A 23,936-nucleotide genomic window follows, 5' to 3' on the forward strand; every position below is an offset into this window, starting at 1 on the left:
GCATCTTTGTCAATTAACATATCATGAAAATGAAAAAACATAATTTTAGTGCTGGCCCCTGTATTTTACCAGAAGAAGTGCTTCAAAAAGCCTCCGAAGCGGTACTTAATTTCAATAATGATGATTTATCGTTAATTGAAATATCGCACCGAAGCAAACCTTTTGTTGATGTTATTGAAAATGCTAGAGACCTGGTTTTGGAGTTATTAGGATTAAAAAACAAAGGGTACAAAGTCTTGTTTTTACAAGGAGGCGCTAGTGCTCAATTTTTAATGACAGCGTATAACTTATTACATAAAAAAGCTGCCTATTTAAATACAGGAACTTGGAGCAGTAAAGCTATTAAAGAAGCGAAACTTTTTGGTGATTTAATAGAGGTGGGCTCTTCAAAAGACAGAGATTTCTCTTATATTCCGAAAAATTATGAGATCCCAACGGATGTAGATTATTTTCACTGCACCAGTAATAATACTATTTATGGAACACAAATGAAAAGTTTTCCAAAAACTTCAGTTCCTCTAGTTTGTGACATGAGTTCAGATATTTTTTCTCGCCAATTAGATTTTAGCCAATTTGACTTGATCTACGCGGGAGCGCAAAAAAATATGGGACCGGCAGGAACGACTCTTGTAGTTGTCAAAGAAGCTATTCTTGGTAAAGTAACACGTGCTATTCCTTCCATGTTAAACTACCAAACACACATAGAAAAAGACAGTATGTTTAATACGCCTCCTGTTTTTGCTGTGTATGTATCTATGTTAACCTTAGCATGGTTAAAAGATTTAGGTGGGATTCCCTTTATTGAAAAAGTAAATGAGCAAAAATCAAGTTTATTATATAACGAGATCGATAGAAATCCTCTATTCAATGGTTTAGTTGAAAAAGAAGATAGAAGTACAATGAATGCTACTTTTAGTTTAACTGATCACTCTTTAATTGAAAAATTTGACACCTTGTGGAAAGATGCTTATATCAACGGATTACATGGACATAGGAGTGTTGGTGGCTACAGAGCTAGCATGTACAATGCATTGCCTTTGTATAGTGTTCAGGCTTTAGTAGATGTTATGCAAGAGCTGGAAAGAACAGCCTAAAAAAAAATGGATGCGTAGCTATCATTAGTACGGTGATAATTACATAAATATTTAATAAAATATATAATATGAGAATATTAATAAATGACAAAATTTCTCAAAACGGTATTGATGCTTTAAAAAAAGCAGAATTCGAAGTGCTAACAACTAAAGTAGCGCAAGAGCAGCTTGAAAACTTTATAAACCAACATACCATAGATGCTATTGTAGTTAGAGGTACTACCCAGGTTCGTCAGGAATTGTTAGAAGCTTGTCCTAGTATTAAGTTAATTGGAAAAGCTGGTGTTGGCATGGACAATATTGACGTTGATTTTGCACTTGAAAATGGAATTCATGTAGTAAACACTCCAAATGCTTCCTCTTATTCTGTTGCTGAACTTGTTTTCGCACATCTTTTCGGCATGGTTCGTTTTTTACATCAAGCCAATAGAGAAATGCCTTTGGAAGGAGAAATGAGGTTCAAGGCCTTAAAAAAACAATATGCTGATGGAATAGAACTGAGAGGCAAAACCTTAGGAATTATAGGTATGGGACGTATTGGGAAAAATGTGGCAAAAATAGCACTGGGAATTGGAATGAAAGTGATTGCTGCCAGCGCTACTAAACAGAAAAACACCATTATTAACATTCCGTTCCATAATGGTCAATCAATCGATATTGAAGTAGAAAACAACTCGCTAGAAGAAGTATTAAAAACATCAGACTTTGTTACAATTCACACCCCCTTACTTGACCAGTACGTTATCGGAGAGAAGCAACTAACAATGATGAAAGATAATGTCGGTATTGTTAACACCTCTCGTGGTGGCGTTTTAGACGAAGTGGCATTAGTAAACACTATTGAGAGCGGTAAAGTTAAATACGCTGCTTTAGATGTATTTGAAAGCGAACCAAGTCCGGAGATTCAATTGTTAATGAACCCTGATATCTCACTCTCTCCAAACATTGGAGGGGAAACCATAGAAGCTCAACATAGAACTGGACTTGAATTAGCAAAACAAATTATTGAACTTCTTTCTTAAACCTACCTTATGGCAATTGTTAAACCTTTTAAAGCAGTGAGGGCTACCAAAGATAAAGTAGCCTTAGTTTCATCTAAATCTTACGAAACTTATCCTTCAGAGGAACTGAATGCTAAATTAGCCTTCAATCCGTATACCTTTTTGCATGTTATTAACCCTGGATTTAAATACCACCAACATGAAATCACAGGAGATCAACGCTTTAAATTAGTTCATAATCGTTACTTAGAATTCAAAGAAGATGAATATTTACTGCAAGATCCCGCTCCTGCTTTTTACATTTATAAAAAGGTTACGCAAACGAACACTTTTTGCGGAATAATTGCAGCCACTTCTGTTCACGATTACCATAACAACGTTATAAAAAAACATGAATGTACCCTGCATCGCAGAGAACTCTTGTTTGAACAGTATCTTAAAAACACTGGGTTTAATGCTGAACCTGTTCTGCTAACATACCCAGATAATTCTGATATAAATTCAATACTAGAAAAATATCAACATACCAAACCAGAATACGAATTTACAACCACCGATAAAGATTTACATATATTGTGGATGATCACTGAACCATCAGATGTTTCACAAATAACGAATGCTTTTGAACAAATAAAAATCTTGTATATAGCAGATGGGCACCATCGTTCAACTTCTTCTTGTATGCTAGCCGAAAACCTAGCCCAAAGCAATCCAAAGCACACAGGGAATGAAGCTTATAATTTTTTTATGAGCTACCTTCTTCCAGAAAGCCAACTTTGTATTTACGAATTTAATAGGTTTATAAAAGACCTCAATGGTCTTAGCACGGAAGAGTTTTTAATTGAGTTGGACATGATTTTCAAAATTGAAAATAAAGGTGATGAATTGTATAAACCACAAAATAGACACCAGTTTAGCATGTATCTTAATGGTAGTTTTTATTCATTGACATTACGAAAATCAGCGTATGAATTTACCGACGAGCTCAGTAGTTTAGATGCACAGATTTTATACCAAACTGTTCTTAAGCCTATTTTAGGAATAAACGATATACGGAATAACTCAAAAATTATCTACTCTCAAAACAAATCAGGAAGTCTTGAATTAAAAACAAAGGTAGATGAAGGTTCTTTTAAAGTATCTTTTGGCATGCTGCCTACAGATATTACTGAATTAAAAGAAATTGTAGATGCAGACCTAATGATGCCGCCTAAAACCACCTATATAGAACCCAAATTAAGAAGTGCTCTTACTATTTATGAGCTATATTAACAGTAGTGAAATGATTCAAAAAAACTTACAACATATAAAAGGTCAATTACCAACGCATGTATCGCTAGTGGCAGTATCTAAAACCAAGCCAATTGTTGCTATTCAAGAAGCTTATGACGCTGGACAACGTATTTTTGGAGAAAATAAGATTCAAGAAATGGCGTCTAAATACGACGCACTACCAAAGGATATCGAATGGCATATGATTGGACACCTTCAAAGAAATAAAGTTAAATATATGGCTCATTTCGTATCTTTAATTCATGGTGTTGATAGCGTTAAAACCTTACAAGAAATAAATAAACAAGCACGAAAGCACGACAGGGTTATACATTGTCTCCTACAAGCTAAAATTGCAAAAGAAGACACGAAATTTGGTTTATCTTTTGATGAAATTAAAGAAATACTACTTTCAGGCAGCTTAGAAACATTGAAAAACATTAAAATCGTTGGTTTTATGGGTATGGCAACATTTACCGATGATGAGCAGCAATTGAGCGAAGAGTTTACAAGGCTTCAAACATTTTTTCTAGAACAACAACAACTAAATCCTGATTTAAAAGTACTGTCGATGGGTATGAGTGGTGATTATCGTTTAGCTATTGAAAAAGGCAGTAACATGGTAAGAATTGGTAGCTCAATATTTGGCGTTAGGAATTATATTGCTTAAATTTACCTAACCGAGCTTAATTTAAAAAGAGAAAGAATTGTACGCTATTTTAGATATTGAAACGACAGGAGGAAAATTTAATGAAGAGGGTATTACTGAAATCGCTATTTATAAATACGATGGACACGAAATAATAGATCAATTTATTAGCCTCATAAACCCTGAGAGAGAAATTCAAGAATTTGTGGTAAAACTTACTGGTATTAATCAAAAGATGCTCAGTAATGCTCCCAAATTTCATGAAGTTGCTAAACGTATTGTTGAGATCACAAACAATTGTGTTTTAGTGGCACATAACGCTAGTTTTGACTACCGAATTTTAAAAACGGAATTTGATCGATTGGGTTATGACTACCAAAAAAACACACTTTGTACGGTTGCTCTAAGCAAAAAATTAATTGACGATTCACCTTCATACAGTCTAGGAAAATTATGTAGATTTCTTGGTATTCCGGTCACCGATAGGCATAGGGCTAATGGAGATGCCTTCGCTACTACCAAACTTTTTAAACTATTATTAGATAAAGATGTTGATAAAAAAATAGTCTCACAATCAGTTCAATATTTTGATAACAGACACGAAAAGCAACGAGTTATTAAAATTTTAGATAAATTACCTGAAACACAAGGTGTTTTTTATATTTACAACGAAGAGGGGAATATTATTTATATGGGACGTGGTACCAACCTAAAATCTGAAGTTAATAAACAGTTTTTAAAAAAAACAACCAAGGCTGAAAGAGTATTAAAAAGAGTGTCTGAAGTAAACTATGAAGAAACTGGAAATGCACTTCTTACTCGCTTAAAATATCATTTAGATTTAGACAATATTCGTCCTAAATATAATATTATACGCAAAAGAAAGAATTTGTCTAAAAGCTTTAACAACGATAATTTTTTAATCATTGACAAAGGTAGAATTCCTGAAGAAAATTCAGTTATTTTAATAGAAAACAACGAAGTAATAGGATACGCTTTTACAAACTTGGCTTTTCAGGAAACTCAAATTAACATACTAAAATCTATGTTGACCCCCATTGAGAATAAGACCTTAGCTAAAACAATTATAAAAAATTATATACTAAAAAACAACGTGACAAAAATTGTCCGTTTCGTCAATGATAATAGTTTGATGGGCGATTAAGATTTTGGTAACGTTACTTTAGTTCAATACTGAAGCCTAGATGGAAGACATGATTCATTTTAAAGTTACAATTCTGCTTTTAAGATTTCCAATACAAAATACGCTTCCCTCGCTCTACCTCATTATCTAAACTCGATTTTTAATTGAAATAGCGTTTTGAAATTACAACGCTGCTTGTAAAACGCTAATTCATTTTTGTAATACCAATGTTCATTAAGCGCCCATCAAGGGTTGTGCCTGCATTTAAAACATACCTAATAGTTATTTCATCATTAGTACTAAGGTTGTACATAACAACTCCTGTTGCTCCCCACCAGTCTGGACCCGGTAAGCTTGCAAACCCTCTAGTTAAATACGCAATTATAGCACCATTTCTAAAAGCGGCTAAAATGTACTTTGTATCGCCTGCTGGCATATTAGAGGTGGATAATTCTGCTGATATCATAAAAACACCATCTTGCAAAATGCGAATAGTTCCGTCACTTATTATTTCAAAAACATCGGTATCTATATACTGCGTATGGGCATCGTTTATTGGAAAATCAAAATAAGTATTTGTCGCATTCGGTAAAGTATATCCTCCATTTCTATCTAAAATAATAGACTTCAACTTCGGTGTATCATCAATTTTTGACCAATCCGTCCCGTTAAATTTATAAATATTATTGTCATCCGTGTTATACAGTAAGCTTCCTACTTGAGGAGTGGTTACCCCTAACATTTCTACATTGGTGGCTCTTGGTATTGAAAAAATAGCATTCGCATCAATTTGTGCTTGTCCAATTTGGCAAGAACATACTAAAAAAAATGTGACAACAATCAATTGCTTAAAAGCATTCATATCAAAAAATAAAAGGGGCTCATCTTATTTATAAACCAAGGTTTCAATAGTATAACGATACCATATAGATACCCAGAACTCTCATAAAAATTCATCCTAACACCTTTTACAAAAATAAAGATAAATTCGGTAAACTAATGAAATTCAGCTAACAATTAAACCCGAATTATGGAATAGAACTTCCTCATGAAAGAGGTGAGCGCAATAAAAACAACTACTTTCTCAATTTTAGAATAGCATCGCCATGATTCAATTTAAAAACAAAAAGAAGTGGTTAATCTTACCCTGTTTTTCCTCTTATAATACCATTTCCGATATTAATACCATTTGAATTTACCGTACTAAAACCTCTTTTTTCCCTTTCTATTGCATAATTCGGGTTAAAGGTATACAAAGAAAAAAGCCTCATTTTAGTACTAAAATGAGGCTTTTATTATAATGTTCTATATATTTTACTTACTTAAATACATCTTACGACGGGCGTATAATTCATAGAATTGATCGTCTCGTAAATTATCAATAAATAGAATACTTTCTCCAGTACTTTTCATTTCTGGTCCTAGTTTCTTATTTACATTTGGAAATTTATTAAATGAAAACACTGGTTGTTTAATCGCGAAACCTTCTAATCGAGGGTTAAAAGTAAAATCTGTTACCTTTTTCTCTCTTAACATCACTTTGGTTGCATAATTTACGTAAGGCTCCTTATACGCTTTGGCTATAAAAGGAACAGTACGAGATGCACGCGGATTTGCTTCAATAATAAACACTTCGTCGTCTTTAATTGCAAACTGAATATTTATCAGTCCTACGGTATCTAAGGCTAAGGCAATTGTTTTCGTATACTCCCTAATTTGTTCAAGAACAAGTTCACCTAGGTTAAATGCTGGTAATGTTGCATTTGAATCACCAGAATGAATTCCACAAGGCTCAATATGCTCCATAATACCAATGATGTATATATTTTCTCCATCACAAATAGCATCTGCTTCAGCTTCAATTGCTCCTTCTAAATAATGATCTAATAATAGTTTATTATTAGGTATTTTTCTTAGCAAGTCAACAACGTGCTCTAATAATTCTTCTTTGTTAATGACAATCTTCATTCCTTGTCCTCCTAACACATAAGAAGGGCGAACTAAAATAGGGAAATCTAATACATCTGCTAACGCTAACGCCTCTTCAGCTGTTTCTGCCACTCCAAACCTAGGATATGGAATATTATTATCTTTTAACAATGAAGAAAAACTACCTCTATCTTCGGCTAAATCAAGCGCCTTATAGCTGGTTCCTATAATTGGAATTCCATAACGATCTAACTTCTCTGCTAGTTTTAATGCCGTTTGCCCACCTAATTGAACAATAACACCCTCTGGCTTCTCATGTTTGATAATATCGTAAATATGTTCCCAAAAAACAGGCTCAAAATACAGTTTGTCCGCAGTATCAAAATCAGTAGAAACCGTTTCTGGATTACAGTTAATCATGATGGTTTCATAACCACATTCAGCTGCCGCTAACACCCCATGAACACAGCAATAATCAAACTCTATACCTTGTCCGATTCTATTAGGTCCAGAACCTAAAACTATTATTTTTTTCTTATCTGAAACAACACTTTCATTTGACACAGTTAACGTACCATCTTTTGCTTCAGTCTCACTTTCAAACGTTGAGTAGTAATACGGTGTTTTAGCGGTGAATTCAGCCGCACAGGTATCTACTAGTTTATATACACGTTTAACGTTTAGTTCTTCTCTTTTTGTATAGACCTGACTTTCTAAGCACCCTAACATGTGCGCTATTTGTCGATCTCCATATCCTTTCTGCTTAGCCTCGAGTAATAACTCTTTTTCTAAGGTATCAATACTATACTTCGATATTTCTTTTTCTAGTTGATGTAACTCTTCATATTGCTTTAAGAACCACATGTCAATCTTCGTAATTTCATGTATTTTGCTCAATGGCATTCCTATTTGAATTGCATCATAGATAGCAAATACACGATCCCAAGAAGCGTATTTTAACTTGTCTTTAATTTGATTGTAATCTGTGTAACTCTTACCATCAGCTCCAATACCATTTCTCTTAATCTCTAATGACTGCGTTGCTTTGTGGAGAGCTTCCTGAAAAGAACGTCCAATTCCCATTACTTCACCTACCGACTTCATTTGTAAGCCCAATTCTCTATCAGACCCTTCAAACTTATCAAAGTTCCAACGAGGAATTTTTACGATTACATAATCTAATGTCGGTTCAAACAAGGCCGAAGTAGATTTGGTAATCTGGTTATCTAATTCATCTAGCGTATAACCAATAGCTAACTTCGATGCGATTTTAGCAATTGGATACCCTGTTGCTTTACTAGCTAAGGCAGATGAACGTGATACACGTGGGTTTATTTCAATAGCTATAATATCTTCATTCTCATCTGGAGAAACTGCAAATTGCACATTACAACCTCCGGCAAAATCACCAATAGAACGCATCATATGTATAGCCATATCGCGCATTTTTTGGAATGTTTTATCTGATAAGGTCATTGCAGGTGCAACCGTAATAGAATCACCTGTATGAATTCCCATTGGATCCATATTTTCAATAGAACAAATAATTACAACATTATCGTTCTTATCTCTCAAAAGCTCTAGTTCATATTCTTTCCAGCCCAATAGTGCTTTATCGATCATTACCTCATGAATAGGAGACACTTCTAATCCACGTGTTAATAACTTATCAAAATCTTCGTGTTTATGTACAATAGAAGCTCCTGCTCCTCCTAAGGTAAAAGAAGCTCTAATTACCAAAGGAAAGCCAAACTCTTGTGCTATTTCTTTTCCTTTCAAATAAGAGGTAGCTGTTGCTTGAGGGGCCATTGGGATTCCAATATCCAACATCAACTCTCTAAATTTTTCTCGATCTTCTGTGATGTTAATTGCACTAATATCAACACCGATAATTTCTACTCCAAAATCTTTCCATATCCCTTTCTCTTCAGCTTCAATACAAAGGTTTAATGCTGTTTGCCCTCCCATAGTAGGTAATACAGCATCAATTTGTGGGTGCTCCTCTAATATTTTAACTAATGATTTTGTTGTTAATGGCAAAAGATATATATGATCGGCCATTGAAGGGTCCGTCATAATAGTCGCTGGATTCGAATTGATCAAAACAGTCTCAATTCCGTCTTCACGTAACGATCGCAGTGCTTGCGATCCAGAATAATCAAACTCACATGCTTGACCAATAACGATAGGTCCTGATCCGATAATTAATATTGACTTAAGGTCTTGTCTTTTAGGCATTACTTAATGTATTGTATGGTTGTGGTAAAATAAAATTTGCTTGGGTACAAAAAAAGGTGTTACTAGTTAACAGTAACACCTCTATATTAATGATTAAAAATCATTATTTTTTTGGTCTTGCTTCAGATGAAACAGTCAATTTCTTTCTTCCTTTTGCTCTTCTTCTAGCTAATACTTTACGTCCATTAGCAGAAGCCATTCTATCTCTGAAACCGTGTTTGTTTCTTCTCTTACGTTTTGATGGTTGGTACGTTCTTTTACTCATTACAATATATCTTAATATCTTCTTTAGTTAATTCTTGCTTTAGTGAAATTCCGTCTGCTAAAAGCGTTGGCAAATATACAACAGTTTTTTAGTATGACAAGTCCTATTTTCCTTTTTTTTGAAAAAAAACCAATTTTCATAAATGTATATCTTTTTCCACTTTTTTGTTTGCTGAATTTATCAGACTTCTTACTTTTGCGCAAACCTAATGACATCATGAATAAGACTAAATACGTTTTTGTAACAGGAGGCGTGACTTCATCACTTGGTAAAGGAATTATAGCTGCATCTTTAGCTAAATTAGTGCAAGAAAGAGGATTTTCTGTCACGATACAAAAACTTGACCCATATATTAATATTGACCCAGGCACACTCAACCCCTATGAACACGGAGAATGTTATGTAACCGACGACGGTGCTGAGACTGATTTAGATTTGGGTCATTATGAACGTTTTTTAAACATTCCTACTTCACAGGCAAATAATGTTACCACTGGTAAAATATATCAATCGGTTATAAACAAAGAACGCAAGGGTGAATTTTTAGGTAAAACAGTTCAGGTAATTCCTCATATTACTGATGAAATTAAACACCGAATTAAAATTTTAGGAAATACTGGTGATTATGATATTGTCATTACTGAAATTGGTGGTACCATTGGCGATATTGAATCGCTACCTTATGTAGAAGCGGTTCGTCAATTGCAATGGGAATTGGGTGAAGAAAATGTAATTGTTATTCATTTAACCCTGGTTCCTTATTTATCTGCTGCAGGTGAGTTAAAAACAAAACCTACGCAGCACTCCGTAAAAATGTTAATGCAAAGTGGTGTAAGCCCAAATATTTTGGTCTGTCGTTCTGAACATGAAATCAACGATACAATCAAACGTAAGTTAGCCCTGTTTTGTAATGTTAAAAAACAAGATGTAATTCAGTCAATTGATGCTGAAACCATTTATGACGTACCTAATTTGATGTTCGATGAAGGTTTGGATTATGTTGTTTTGGAAAAATTACGTTTATCAACAAGAAAACAACCTAAATTAAGAGCTTGGAACAAGTTTCTTGAAAAACATAAGAACCCTGTTTCTTCCATAGAAATTGGTTTGGTTGGTAAGTATGTTGAATTACACGATTCATACAAGTCAATTACAGAATCTTTTATTCATGCTGGTGCTTCTAACAAAACAAAAGTAAACGTTCGTTGGATCCATTCAGAAGAATTATCTCCTGAAAATGCTGCTGAAAAATTAAGTGGTTTAAATGGTGTGCTAGTTGCTCCAGGTTTTGGTGATCGTGGTATCGAAGGTAAAATTGCTGCTGTTCAATATGTGCGTGAACAAAATATTCCTTTCTTAGGAATTTGCTTAGGAATGCAAATGGCTGTCATTGAATTCTCTAGAAATATTTTAGGCTTAGAAGGCGCCAATTCTACCGAAATGGATCCTAAGGTAAAGCATCCTGTTATTAATTTAATGGAAGAACAAAAGAATGTTACTAAAAAAGGCGGTACCATGCGTTTAGGAGCTTGGGATTGTCAGTTAACACAAGATTCAAAGGTTTTCGAAGCTTATAAAGAGGAATTGATTAGTGAGCGTCACCGTCATCGCTATGAGTTTAACAACGATTTTAAGGAGCAGATTGAGGCTGCTGGTATGAAAACAACAGGAGTTAATCCTAACACCGGCCTGGTGGAAATTATTGAAATCCCATCACACCCTTGGTTTGTGGGAGTCCAATACCATCCAGAATACAAGAGCACGGTCTTGAGTCCACATCCTTTATTCGTTAGTTTTATTAAGGCTGCGCTAAAGCAATCGAAAAAATAAAAAAACATCCTGCAAGTAATTTTTGCAGGTTTTTTTTGACATTGGAACGACCTTTGAACTATACTAGGTAAGAAAATTAATACTGGTAATACCTACAAAATAGTAATGGTTTTACTACATTTGTCGCGTTTTTCAACTATGGAGAAAAACACTTACTGACAGATTGACATTTATACAATATATCAATGGAACAAAAAAAATTCGATTTTAACTCTTTTATAGGGATGCTTTTATTGGGAGGAATTCTACTTTGGTGGATGAACACTCAAAAACCTGAAACAACTCCAGAGCCTGCCTCGGAAACAACTACAGAACAGGTTACAAAAGCTAGTACATCACCAGCACAAGAAATTAGTACAGTTGCTACCGTTGTAAACGACTCACTAAAACAGCTTGCACTTCAAAATAAATTAGGTGCTTTTGCTTATGGTGCTATGACCAGTAAAGAGGGAAATACTACCTTAGAAAATGACCTACTCAAATTAACGATTGATAATAAAGGTGGACAAATTACCGAGGCTTTGGTTAAAAACTACCAAACCCATGATTCTTTGCCTTTGTACTTAATCAAAGATAAGAATGCTTCTTTTAATATTAATTTTGGTACTACGGATAATCGTATTTTAAATACGACCGACTTATTGTTTGTCCCTACACTATCTAAAAATGGTGATACACAAATACTTTCCATGAAGCTAAAAGTTGCCGAGGATAAGTTTTTAGAGTATCGTTATGAGATAAAAAAGAATGATTACAGAGTTGGATTCGTTGTGCGTTCACAAGGCTTAAACAATGTAATCAACCGTTCTCAACAGGTTAATTTAGATTGGCATCTGAAAGCTTTCCGCCAAGAAAAAAGCATGAAAACCGAGAACACAATGTACTCTTGGTACTATTATAAAGCAGATGATGAAGTTGATTATTTAAGACCTGGAAATTCTGAAGTAATAAATGATGTTAATTGGGTGTCTTTTAAACAACATTTCTTCTCTTCTGTATTAATTAGTGATACGTCATTTAACAATGCTACCTTAACGTCTACCGATTTAGCTGAAGGTCAGGAAAAAGATTCGGTATTTACCAAAGCTTATGACTTAAAAACTCCTTTAGCCTTAAACAATGGTGAGCTTGATTATTCTATGCAATGGTTTTATGGACCCACAGATTATAACTTATTAAAAACCTATAAAGGTACGGGCTTAGATGAAACTGCCGATTTAGGTTGGGGTATTTTTGGTACGTTGAACCGCTATGTATTTTACCCTGTATTTAATCTATTAAAAGGATTTATCGGTAACTACGGTTTAATTATTATTTTAATGACGATTGTAGTGCGTATCATTATGTCGCCTGTGCTTTATAAATCATATTTATCAAGTGCCAAAATGAAAGTTATTCGTCCAGAAATGGAGGACATTAATAAAAAATATCCAGGAAAAGAAAATGCAATGAAACGCCAACAAGAAATTATGGCTGTTCAACGAAAAGCTGGTGTTAGTATGATGTCTGGATGTATTCCAGCCTTACTCCAAATGCCTGTTTTCTTTGCCTTATTTAAATTTTTTCCTACGAATATCGATTTCAGACAGAAAAGTTTCTTATGGGCTAATGATTTGTCTTCTTACGACACTGTCTATAAGCTTCCTTTTGAGATTCCATTTTACGGAGATCACGTAAGTTTATTTCCTATTTTGGCCTCCATTGCTATTTTCTTTTATATGAAAATGAACCAGAGTCAACAGGCTAACATGCAAGCACCGACTCAAGAGGGCATGCCTGATATGGGTAAAATGATGAAGTATATGATTTACTTCTCTCCTATTATGATGCTATTCTTCTTCAATAACTATGCTAGTGGATTAAGTTTGTATTATTTCATTTCAAACTTGTTAACCATCGCTATTATGTTTGTTATTAAGAACTTCGTAATTGATGAAGCTAAAATTCATGCACAAATTGAAGAAAACAAAAAGAAGCCTGTTAAAAAGAGTAAGTTCCGTGAGCGTTTAGATACCGCGATGAAGCAAGCTCAGGAGCAACAAGCTGTGCAACAAAAAGCTAAAAGTAAAAAATAAAGGATATATTTATCTTAATCTTTTTAAAAACCGTCTGAATTAAGTTTTAGACGGTTTTTTCTTGGTAAAGTTATTTTAGACCATGTACAAATTAATGTTTCCCTATAACCTAAACACTTATAATACGATTTACAATTAATATTCTATTGCCATTGCAATTGAAATGAAGCAAGCTTACTAAGTCTAACTCTTAAATAGAACGATTACTTCGTTGTGTGCACTCCTCGTAATGACCGTGTAGAAATTAGCTACTTACACACTAAAAACTGATAGCTGACAATTGTAATCGACAGTATAAACTTTCTATTAACAACATTATCTTTTCAATAGTCAATCAGCTTATTTAATGATTAGTTTTTTCGTTTTAATCTTATGATCTCGATTATAAATACTTATGAAATAAATTCCTTTGGAGTAATTTATAACATCTAAGTATACATTATTTTTAGGTGATACAATTTCTCTTTTTGTTATTAATTCTCCTAAAATATTAGATATTTTGTACGAGGTAATCATGGCCTTGTCACTTCTAATTGTAACCGTTCCATCAGATGGGTTTGGGAATAATTCAATACCATTCGATTCTCTGGCATACTTTGAAACGGATAAACTACTATTATATGCATCCTGAAGAGCATCTATAGGTTCAAAAACTGTAGTGGTAATCCACACATTTAAATCCAAAGAAAGATTTCCATAGCTACTGTCGGTATCACTAGGGTTTGCAACTCTTAAAAATGCAGAAGAAGAACTTATTTCATTTCCTAAGCATCTACTATCCGCACCGGGTCGTTTAGCTCCCTGAAGAGCCGCCATAAGTTTATCTGCTAACGTTCCATCAGTATTTAAAAAATTGGTTTCCATATCTATTATCACATCTTCAGAAATTAATATATTCCCTGCGATAGCATAATTTTCTCCAGTTATATGGATAAATTCTTGGGAACAATTAGCGCCTGTATAAGCAGCGCTCCTGGGACTTCCGTCATTTAAGTCTACAATATTGTATTGTCTTTGTGATGGGTTATTATATACGTCATTCGCAATCAACCAGTTAATAATTTCTTGTGGCGAATCTCCCGCTTCCATTCGGGATCTAGCATTTTGTTGATTGGTTAGGTTCCAATACGACTGTGTATGAATCGCACCGACTCCTAAGATGATATCACTTACAACTTGTGCACCACCCTCTGCAGCAATACAAGTAGCTCCAGCGCTTCCTATTTCACCTGTTTCTGGATCAACTGCGACCATAGAAAATGTATGTTGCCCAAAAACAGACAAACCTTTTAACATAATAAGAATAATGATTAATTTATATTGTATACTCATAATAATGCGTTTTTGCTAACAAACATACAAATTTTAACACAACAATCATGACTTAGATACAAACTAACTAACAGATTTACAGGTTATTAGTTAGTGGAATTTGTAATTATCAGCGAAAACAAGTAAAAAATAATTGCCTTATATATACCATTTACCATTTGAATTTACGGTAATAATACGTGATTACAACGCTAAAAAAGCCTACTCTTAAAAAAACAAAACCACAGCAGTACTGCTGTGGCTTCATCTTTATTATTTTTAAAAGTTAATTTCTATTTGCTTACTCTTGCTCGGTACTAGTTTTTAAAACTAGCACTAGCCGTTACGCTGACATTCTATGACCCAGCGGGAGGATCACTGACAACTGATAATTGATAATTGAAAACTGAGCATTGTAACCGCGGGAGGATCACTGACAACTAATAATTGATAATTGAAAACTGAGCATTGTAACCGCTTAACTCTTACTCACCAGACAAAAGAATTTATGTCAAGGCGAAAAAAACTAGTCGCCTTTTTTTGCTTTTGTATTAATCCAGTTGACTGTTAAAGCAAGAAATTCTAATAATTGAGGAGAAGCTCCCTCAAAAGGATGTTTTGTATTTAATGTATGTGTTCCTTTTTCAATTAAACTTAATTCTGAATTAGAGTTTTTCCATAAAAATTGATTTACACTATGTTCATAAGGAATCGCTTCATCATCTTTTCCATGAATATAGTAAAATGGTGTTTGAATTTTACTTAAAGTGTCTTCTAAATTCCAATCGCTTTTTGCCTTTAAAATTTCACTTAAGAATTCGCTTCCTTGGGGTAGTTCTTGTTTTGTTCTGTTATTTTTTTTGTAGAGAATTTTGTTATTTTTCCAGTGTTCCACTACCTCTTTTGGCCAAATGTCTAACTTTTTAACGGTGGCTAGTAACACAGCACCAGCAATAGTTATATGTTGCTTTTCTAATTCTGAAATTCCGAAAGTAGTTGATATTCCTCCTAAGCTATGTGCTAAATGAAATATTTTTTCTTTTGGATATTTGAATGCCATAGCTTTATGAACTTCTACAAAATCTAGCTTTTCTAGGCGCATACAGTTTTTTTCATACTTTTCTAAGTCCTCAAATACATCAGCATCACCAATGATTCCTCCATGACTGAAATTATAGCTAAATGACGAAATATTATTGTTTAATAGTTCTTCTTGAATAAAAGGAAACATTCCGTAGTTATAAAAACCATTGTGTCCATTCGTGATAATAACCATGACGTCGCTAGTTTCACTCGTTCTTAGAATTCCCTCTACTTCACCATGCTGAAAGTTAAATTTTAATTTCATTTTTATTTATCTCTTTTTTTGATAAAAATAACTAAATAGTGAAGACCAATAAAAAAACTACCCTAATTCTTACATTAAGGTGGTTTTCTTTTTTGTTTGTGTATCTGTTATGGCTTAACTGGCACGGTACCCGACAGAGTCGAGCACTAGCCGTTACTTGTTATTTAGTCATTCGGGCGCGAGCGGGGCGGAACTATCAGGACTATCTTGTTTTTGTAAAGCAGTATAGCTAAAATTTTCCTCTAAAAACTTACTGTAGTCCTCATTAATATCAATAGTAACACCTAAATTAGAATGTACATGCTTCACAAAATCAATAGGCCATTGAAAATTATATTTTTTCGTATAGTGTAACAGATCAGAACTCCAAGCCCAAAAACCATCTGTTCTCATTGTCTGATAATGAGGAATATAATCTCCAGAAAAAATACAAATTGATTTATCAAGAATTATATTTATATAATCTGCTTCCTCTAGATAATTAATTAGCATATTATTGTCACCTATCTCATCGCTTTTAATATCACATTTATCTTTTACCCACTCATTATCAACCACATATTTCTCTTTACCCTTTGTATTTACTATATAACGTAACATGTTTAATATTTTTAATTAGTACCTTTCATGAAATGCCACCAACTTCCCCCACGCAGGTTGTCATTTGCAATGGCAACCGACTACATAACCCTAAATTATTATTAATCAGTTAAAAACTACCTTACCATCTAATGTAAAGTAGCTTTTATATTTATTACTATTTGGCTTACTCTTACTTGCCACTAGTTGCAAACTAGCGGTAGCCATTACTTTGACATACTAGCGGTATCTGGGTCAACTATGCTAATGAGGACGTCCTTCAATTCTTAAATTTCTATATTTTATTAAATAATCAGCAATTTCACTATTAAGTGATTTATATTTATCAACTACCATGTGGTATGCTTTGTAAAATTCATGATTTTCAATATCTGCTAAATATGTAAATAACCTTCTTCGTTCTTTAGTTGTTAACTTATTAAAGTTTAAAATAAAACTGTCTGAAAATCTATATGCGTAAATAAGTATTATCTCCCTTAATACACCTACATCATATTTTCCTTTATTCCATTCTGGGAAATCTATACCGATATTCATTATTCTCAACCCTATAACATTTGGGTCGTTTTTAAGAATTGCGCCAAGAAGAAAAGTATAAGTAGACTCTTTATTCTTCAAAAGACTCTCATTACAATGGAAAATCTGTTTAAATTCTTTTTCGTTAGATGGAAATAGCTTCAAATACTCATCTTGCAAAGAAACTGAATCAATATTTGCTACGAGTTTATTTTTAATTTCAATAAGTAGCTTACTTCTAGATTCGACACTCTGTGCCATACAGCAGTTAAGGGAGTAAAAAAATATAATTAGTAACGAAAAAACTCTCATAAACTGTAACTTTTAAAAAAAACGAGGTGATTTAATTCCTTTTGGCTTTAATGAATGATTTAATGGTGAACGCACAGCATTAGAATTTAATTCTAGCAATATATGTTGACCATTTAAATTGTATAACTTCTTTACACGCTCGTATATATTCCGGATTTCTTGAAATCTAGCTCTATTCCCATCTGCTATTTCATATGTATCCGATTTATCAAGAGCTATACTCATCGCAAAATTGTCTCTTTTTATTAAATCTTCTACTCGACAAATCCCCCAGCATCCATCCCAATCTCCAGCAACATTTCCAGCGTGCCCATATTTATTTCTTCCTCCTGGAGCTAAATATATTGAATTTATAAATGTGTGGCTCGACATCTTCTCGAATCTGATATCTAAAATTTCCTTATTCGCTATGGGATGTAAATGTGAATATCCTCTAAGATCGTTACCTTTTTTCTGCTGAGATAGATTGTTTGCAACCATAAGGTAGTTGTGGTTCAAAGCTTTTCTTTTTCCATTTACTTCGATCGAGAAAGTTAACATATGAACATCAAAACGTCCAAGAACATTTAAACGTTTACTTTGATGGAATATTAACGTATCTCTCCCTGCCACATCTACATATTTTAAAGGGTTGTTATACATTCCTGTATAAGGAGAATCCCCTTTACCCGCTGGATCAGGACTCAACCATTTTCCAATTCTTGAATCCCATAACCTTTCATCAAATGAATTGGTAGCACCAACTTCTTCTTTTTCAGCATAATCACCTTGATATGCATATCGATAGGGTTCACCATTTACAATTTGCCTGTTTGGCATTGGCATCCCAAAGGGATAGTAATCCGTTGCGCTACTGCCAGCTGTTAGTACTTCTCCTCTAGCTGTTTTACCTACTGTAGCACGGACATTTCCTAAATGGTCTGTTAGTTGGTAAACGCTGGTCTCTGTTGCTTTATTGTATATTCCCAATCTGGATGCTCCGTATATTGGTAATTCTTTTAACTGTTGGTTTTCGTAAATGAATTTGTATTTTCTACTCATAGCGCTACTAAAATACAAAAAACTACCTCAATTATCTATAATTAAGGTAGCTTACTTTTTTGTTTGTGTATCTGTTATGGCTTAACTGGTACGGTACCCGACAGAGTCGAGCACTAGCCGTTACTTGTTATTTAGTCATTCGGGCGCGAGCGGGGGCTTTATATTTTTTGCTGTTTGGCTTACTCTTACTCGCCACTAGTTACAAACTAGCGGTAGCCATTACTTTGACATACTAGCGCCATCAGGGGGCCTAATACCGAACAAACACAACTATTTAATGTTATTGATGCTCTTATTCGTGACTTTAACGCTAAAAAAGCTTACTCCTAAATACAAAAAAACTACCCTAATTCTTACATTAAGGTAGCTTTTTGTTAAAGCCTACTCATAAACGGTACTAGTTACAAACTAGCTATTGCTATCACTTATCTACACTCTCCTTGTTTAATATTGGGGCATTTATAAAAAATATCATCTTGTAATATTTTTTTAAAATCCTTTAATTTATTTCGATAATATTCAGCTCTAGCAAAAAATACATATACAATATTATTTTCTTTAATAATAAAGTTAGGTTCTTTTATCGCAATACAATCATTATAAAACCCTTTAGAATAACTTATAAATATTTTATCAGCAATACTTTTATTGGCAAAAATCATTTTTTTAATATTGATTATTTCCTTTTTACTTGTTGAATCTGAGAGTTTAAAAAGTAACTCCATATTTAATTTAGAAAAAGAGTTTTTATTCTTTTTAAGAAAACAATCTAAAACACCCTTTCTTGTTATTTCTAAACTTTTAGTTTTTTCAACCTTATATCCTTTTAAAAACTTATTAAAAAGAGATTCAAAACAATTATCAATTTCATTATTATCTTTCTTCACTATTTTTATCTCTGTCACTAAAGGTTTTGATTCTTTAATTTCATTTTGTTTTTTATCTTCTTTTCTGCCTTTACAACTAATTATAAAAACTATAATAACAAATAAGCGTAGTAAAAATTTCATTATTCTAATGTTGATATTGTGTAAATATGGTTTTATGATTATTCCAAGGTCCATGGTAATGATTTTCTACTGCCTTATTGAATGATGATATATTAGAAAATGATTTAAATTTAAACTGATCAACTAAATGAAATTTTGTATGCCCATTAGACCTTTCAACATAAACCATCAAACTATGATATGCATTACTTAAACTTAACCCCCAAACAGAAGAACTATTTAATGCTGTTCTTCCCAATAACTGTGAACCTATATCTCCATAGTTTCCTCCAGTTCTTTTACTAAAAGTTAGTTGGCTTCCCCCTGCTTTCCCTATATTAAGTAAATGTTGCATAGTCTTATTCATATTATTACCATCTGCATTACCTGGTAAATTCATAGTCATTGCTAATCCCAAATTTAAATTTTCTCCTGGGTAAATTTTCTTAGTAGCACCACATACTGTTGTTAAACAATCGTGTCTACTTCCCCCTCTACCAGTATTCCACTTTTGATAAGATTGAGCAGATGCCAAATCTGCGCTACTAAAAGAAAATGAAGTAGGGCTAATAAATGTTGAATTATTTAATAAAATTTTATTCATAGCATCACTGTAAACACTATTAATTCCATTATTAGATAAATACAATACAGAATCCCATAACCTTTCATCAAATGAATTGGTAGCACCAACTTCTTCTTTTTCAGCATAATCACCTTGATATGCATATCGATAGGGTTCACCATTTACAATTTGCCTGTTTGGCATTGGCATCCCAAAGGGATAGTAATCCGTTGCGCTACTGCCAGCTGTTAGTACTTCTCCTCTAGCTGTTTTACCTACTGTAGCACGGACATTTCCTAAATGGTCTGTTAGTTGGTAAACGCTGGTCTCTGTTGCTTTATTGTATATTCCCAATCTGGATGCTCCGTATATTGGTAATTCTTTTAACTGTTGGTTTTCGTAAATGAATTTGTATTTTCTACTCATAGCGCTACTAAAATACAAAAAACTACCTCAATTATCTATAATTAAGGTAGCTTACTTTTTTGTTTGTGTATCTGTTATGGCTTAACTGGTACGGTACCCGACAGAGTCGAGCACTAGCCGTTACTTGTTATTTAGTCATTCGGGCGCGAGCTGGGGAATAAATGCCAAGGTGCGGGGGTTGCGAAGCTCTATTTTATTCGCTTTCTTGCTATTTCTGGATTTCTTCGTGTGTGTAATACCCCAAAAATAATAATTCGTTTCTTCTCTTCTTCAACTAAGTAAAATATAGCGTATGGAAAACGAGTAACTAAAGATTGACGTAATTCTTTGTATTTCTCTTGGTAGTGTTCTGGATATTCTTTTATATACGCTAACTCCTTGTTAACTTCTGTTTTAAATTCCTCTCCTAAGTCTTGTCGTTGGGCGTTATACCATTTTTTTGCCTTTTGTAAGTCTTTGTACACAACAGGTAGTAATTTAATTGTGTAACTCATTTACCAATCGTTTTTTATAGCATCCCAATCCAATAAATCCGTTGGGTTATTTTTATAGCTTTCTAAACGATTGTCTAACTCTTTTTTATGTGCTGTAGAAATTTCCTGATGAGCTTCTTTTTCACTTTTTAAAACACGTTCTAAAGCATCCATAATATTTTCTTTATCAACATTAATTAGCTCTTGTATAAAGTGGTATTTTCTTGACGATAAATCCATAACATTCGTGTTTTTACATATACAAATATACAATTTCTGTTCCATATGCATTGACTAAATGGGTGATAGGCATGAATGGTTTTGTGTAAACTCTCTAAATCGATATGTTAAACAATGGAAGTAAAATAATTGTATAACTCATTTACCATTTGAATTTACCGTAATAAAACTGTAGCCTTTTTCCCTTTATATTTCAATATAATAAGAAATCATAGCTTCTGCTATTACTTTTTTGTTTGTGTATCTGTTATGGCTTAACTGGTGCGGTACCCGACAGAGTCGAGCACTAGCCATTACATTTATCTATTCATTCGGGCGCGAGCGGGGGTAAACTCTCTAAATCGATATGTTAAACAATGGAAGTAAAATAATTGTATAACTCATTTACCATTTGAATTTACCGTAATAAAACTGTAGCCTTTTTCCCTTTATATTTCAATATAATAAGAAATCATAGCTTCTGCTATTACTTTTTTGTTTGTGTATCTGTTATGGCTTAACTGGTGCGGTACCCGACAGAGTCGAGCACTAGCCGTTACTTGTTATTTAGTCATTCGGGCGCGAGCGGGGAACAGGGCAACTATTCCCATACTTTTATATACCCAACCTCTTTTCTGTTTTTATCAAATTCTATTATCTTAAAAACCAATGTGTCCTTTAACTTAGGCTCTTTAAGAAATACTTGTGGACTTAACAATTCACTTGAAATGGAGTCGAAAAATTCTGCATTAGAAATAGACAAAATATAACTCGTTTCACCAATTCTCAAACCAGTAGGACACGAAACTTGATATGGAAATTTACTTTTTAAAGAAGTATCAGTTTCAAACATACTTTTCTTACTGTAGGTAAACCCCTTTTCTATATAACAATCAAATTTTAAACTATCTAAATTAGACCCAAAATTAAGTTCTTTTACCATTATATTTCTTTCAATGGATTCTTTTATATTTCCGTAGGTAGAACGTCTGTACTTCCATTGTTCTCTTGCATCCCAACCAACATATCTATTTATACGTCCGATTATAAGGTAAACTATTACACTAATTGAAAATACTAATACAATTATTCTAATTATTTTTTTCATTTATTTAAAGTGTCTAGGTGAAACAATTCTACCTTGAGTATATTTAAAATCATTTCTACTTCCTGTTGATTTGAAAATACTCTTATTCATAGATTTTAAAAGTTCAGTAAGTAAATCAGATCTCCACGAATTGGGTAAGAGAATATCAAAGCCATATCTTGTCTCTTCATACCAATTTAAGCTCTCCTTACCTTTTCTATGTGCAAAAACTCGGGCAAGAGTCTCTTGCGGTACATCGATACAAGAAGCACCACAAATCCCATATTTTTTATGAGATGCTTGATCTCTTGCAGCATCAAATGCTAAATTATCCTCAGTTTGACTAGTGGTTATCCTAATATATTTATCATAATGATGCGTGTGCTTTTTATTTGATTTATTAACTGCGACCATAACTTGTTCTGCAGTCATACCCGTACCTCTGAAATCATTAACAATATATTTATTATCACCCACTTTATAATTTCCCAAATCTGGGTAAACACTATCTCCATAGGCACTACCACCTCCTTCTCCATTAGCACTCGTACCATTCATCGAAAGATACCTCCATCCTTCTTCTTCATTTCCTATTAAAACAGCTCCATGCCCCATTCCTGCTACCGCCTTACTATCAGTTAATATAATAATATCACCACCATCTGGATCAATAGCAACAGTTGGTCTATTTCCCATACCTAGATAAGGACTATCGAACTCATGTTTTGGATCATAAGTCAACCATCTACCAATTCTAGCATCCCATAAACGAAGTTGAAACGCCTCCTTACCAGTTTCAGGGTCTTTTTCCTGTCCTTGATAGGCATATCTATATGGTTCTCCGTTAATGATTTGCCTATTTGGCATTGGCATACCAAAAGGATAGTAATCCGTGGTACTGGTTGCTATCGCTTGACTTCCGTTTTTAGCAATTACTGCACGTACATTTCCTAAATGGTCTGTTAGTTGATAAACGCTGGTCTCTGTTGCTTTATTGTATATTCCCAATCTGGATGCTCCGTATATTGGTAATTCTTTTAACTGTTGGTTTTCGTAAATGAATTTGTATTTTCTACTCATAGCGCTACTAAAATACAAAAAACTACCTCAATTATCTATAATTAAGGTAGCTTACTTTTTTGTTTGTGTATCTGTTATGGCTTAACTGGCACGGTACCCGACAGAGTCGAGCACTAGCCGTTACTTGTTATTTAGTCATTCGGGCGCGAGCGGGGGCTTTATATTTTTTGCTGTTTGGCTTACTCTTACTCGCCACTAGTTACAAACTAGCGGTAGCCATTACTTTGACATACTAGCGCCATCTGGGGTATCTTTAGATTATTTGGTCGGCAAGTCTGATATTATTTTAGATAAATCTCTTATTAAAAAAGTTGCTGATATTCAAAAACTACCAAAAGAAGAAAGAGACTGTGTTAATAGGATGCTAGAAGCTTTTTTAAGAGACTTTAACGCTAAAAAAGCCTATTCCTCTTAAAACAAAAAACTACCTCACAATTTAATGTAAAGTAGTTTTTATATTTTTTGCTGTTTT

The 23,936-nt window shown here is 33.6% G+C and carries 22 protein-coding genes; 7 read left to right on the forward strand and 15 right to left on the reverse strand.

Features of this window, described 5'->3' with window-relative positions; genetic code table 11:
- The first annotated feature begins 29 nt into the window (after positions 1-29).
- The 5 genes from serC (at position 30) to AC2TDS_RS03895 (ending at position 5,181) form a co-directional block, all read left to right on the forward strand.
- Entirely contained in the window at positions 30-1,094 is a 1,065-nt protein-coding gene (serC, locus tag AC2TDS_RS03875) for a 3-phosphoserine/phosphohydroxythreonine transaminase (RefSeq protein ID WP_484737810.1), read from the forward strand.
- Positions 1,095-1,162: 68 nt separating this feature from the next.
- Complete coding sequence (locus AC2TDS_RS03880; protein WP_484737811.1) at positions 1,163-2,116, forward strand: D-2-hydroxyacid dehydrogenase; 954 nt, start codon at positions 1,163-1,165, stop codon at positions 2,114-2,116.
- Positions 2,117-2,125: 9 nt separating this feature from the next.
- Complete coding sequence (locus AC2TDS_RS03885) at positions 2,126-3,367, forward strand: DUF1015 domain-containing protein (RefSeq protein WP_484737812.1); 1,242 nt, start codon at positions 2,126-2,128, stop codon at positions 3,365-3,367.
- 10 nt (positions 3,368-3,377) lie between these two features.
- On the forward strand, positions 3,378-4,037 hold the full coding sequence (locus tag AC2TDS_RS03890; protein WP_484737813.1) for a YggS family pyridoxal phosphate-dependent enzyme: 660 nt from the start codon (positions 3,378-3,380) through the stop codon (positions 4,035-4,037).
- A gap of 37 nt (positions 4,038-4,074) precedes the next feature.
- A complete protein-coding gene (locus tag AC2TDS_RS03895) occupies positions 4,075-5,181 on the forward strand; it encodes an exonuclease domain-containing protein (RefSeq protein WP_484737814.1) in 1,107 nt (368 codons plus the stop codon).
- Positions 5,182-5,365: 184 nt separating this feature from the next.
- On the opposite strand, the gene AC2TDS_RS03900 is transcribed toward AC2TDS_RS03895, so the two are convergent.
- The 4 genes from AC2TDS_RS03900 to rpmH form a co-directional block, all read right to left on the reverse strand.
- Positions 5,366-6,022, reverse strand: a complete 657-nt coding sequence (locus AC2TDS_RS03900; protein ID WP_484737815.1) for a phage tail-like protein — start codon at positions 6,020-6,022, stop codon at positions 5,366-5,368.
- 280 nt (positions 6,023-6,302) lie between these two features.
- On the reverse strand, positions 6,303-6,431 hold the full coding sequence (locus AC2TDS_RS03905; RefSeq protein WP_484737816.1) for a hypothetical protein: 129 nt from the start codon (positions 6,429-6,431) through the stop codon (positions 6,303-6,305).
- 43 nt (positions 6,432-6,474) lie between these two features.
- A complete protein-coding gene (carB, locus tag AC2TDS_RS03910; RefSeq protein ID WP_484737817.1) occupies positions 6,475-9,327 on the reverse strand; it encodes a carbamoyl-phosphate synthase large subunit in 2,853 nt (950 codons plus the stop codon).
- A gap of 103 nt (positions 9,328-9,430) precedes the next feature.
- Entirely contained in the window at positions 9,431-9,592 is a 162-nt protein-coding gene (gene rpmH, locus AC2TDS_RS03915) for a 50S ribosomal protein L34 (RefSeq protein ID WP_105003207.1), read from the reverse strand.
- Between the two features lie 216 nt (positions 9,593-9,808).
- On the opposite strand from rpmH, the gene pyrG reads away from it, so the two are divergent.
- Both pyrG and yidC read left to right on the forward strand, forming a co-directional pair.
- Complete coding sequence (gene pyrG, locus AC2TDS_RS03920; protein ID WP_484737818.1) at positions 9,809-11,422, forward strand: CTP synthase; 1,614 nt, start codon at positions 9,809-9,811, stop codon at positions 11,420-11,422.
- A 185-nt stretch (positions 11,423-11,607) separates the two neighbouring features.
- A complete protein-coding gene (yidC, locus tag AC2TDS_RS03925; RefSeq protein ID WP_484737819.1) occupies positions 11,608-13,497 on the forward strand; it encodes a membrane protein insertase YidC in 1,890 nt (629 codons plus the stop codon).
- A gap of 339 nt (positions 13,498-13,836) precedes the next feature.
- On the opposite strand, the gene AC2TDS_RS03930 is transcribed toward yidC, so the two are convergent.
- From AC2TDS_RS03930 to AC2TDS_RS03980, 11 genes are all read right to left on the reverse strand, one after another.
- Positions 13,837-14,829: a DUF1028 domain-containing protein gene (locus tag AC2TDS_RS03930; RefSeq protein ID WP_484737820.1), complete on the reverse strand. Its 993-nt coding sequence runs from the start codon at positions 14,827-14,829 to the stop codon at positions 13,837-13,839.
- Positions 14,830-15,334: 505 nt separating this feature from the next.
- Positions 15,335-16,156 (reverse strand): alpha/beta fold hydrolase, encoded by an 822-nt coding sequence (locus tag AC2TDS_RS03935; protein ID WP_484737821.1) that lies wholly within the window; start codon positions 16,154-16,156, stop codon positions 15,335-15,337.
- Positions 16,157-16,324: 168 nt separating this feature from the next.
- Positions 16,325-16,756 carry a hypothetical protein gene (locus AC2TDS_RS03940; RefSeq protein ID WP_484737822.1) on the reverse strand — a complete coding sequence of 144 codons (432 nt, stop codon included), beginning with the start codon at positions 16,754-16,756 and terminating at the stop codon, positions 16,325-16,327.
- Positions 16,757-16,999: 243 nt separating this feature from the next.
- Entirely contained in the window at positions 17,000-17,533 is a 534-nt protein-coding gene (locus AC2TDS_RS03945) for a hypothetical protein (RefSeq protein WP_484737823.1), read from the reverse strand.
- Positions 17,534-17,596: 63 nt separating this feature from the next.
- On the reverse strand, positions 17,597-18,625 hold the full coding sequence (locus tag AC2TDS_RS03950; protein WP_484737824.1) for an RHS repeat domain-containing protein: 1,029 nt from the start codon (positions 18,623-18,625) through the stop codon (positions 17,597-17,599).
- Between the two features lie 425 nt (positions 18,626-19,050).
- Complete coding sequence (locus tag AC2TDS_RS03955; RefSeq protein WP_484737825.1) at positions 19,051-19,635, reverse strand: hypothetical protein; 585 nt, start codon at positions 19,633-19,635, stop codon at positions 19,051-19,053.
- A gap of 4 nt (positions 19,636-19,639) precedes the next feature.
- A complete protein-coding gene (locus AC2TDS_RS03960) occupies positions 19,640-20,605 on the reverse strand; it encodes a hypothetical protein (protein ID WP_484737826.1) in 966 nt (321 codons plus the stop codon).
- Between the two features lie 188 nt (positions 20,606-20,793).
- The gene (locus AC2TDS_RS03965) at positions 20,794-21,099 is read right to left on the reverse strand and encodes a type II toxin-antitoxin system RelE/ParE family toxin (protein WP_484737827.1); all 306 of its coding nucleotides are present in this window, start codon (positions 21,097-21,099) and stop codon (positions 20,794-20,796) included.
- Positions 21,100-21,318 (reverse strand): addiction module protein, encoded by a 219-nt coding sequence (locus AC2TDS_RS03970; RefSeq protein ID WP_484737828.1) that lies wholly within the window; start codon positions 21,316-21,318, stop codon positions 21,100-21,102.
- A 580-nt stretch (positions 21,319-21,898) separates the two neighbouring features.
- A complete protein-coding gene (locus AC2TDS_RS03975; RefSeq protein WP_484737829.1) occupies positions 21,899-22,405 on the reverse strand; it encodes a hypothetical protein in 507 nt (168 codons plus the stop codon).
- Positions 22,406-23,464: an RHS repeat domain-containing protein gene (locus AC2TDS_RS03980; protein ID WP_484737830.1), complete on the reverse strand. Its 1,059-nt coding sequence runs from the start codon at positions 23,462-23,464 to the stop codon at positions 22,406-22,408.
- Between the last annotated feature and the right edge of the window lie 472 nt (positions 23,465-23,936).

This window comes from Tenacibaculum profundicola (genome assembly GCF_057220795.1).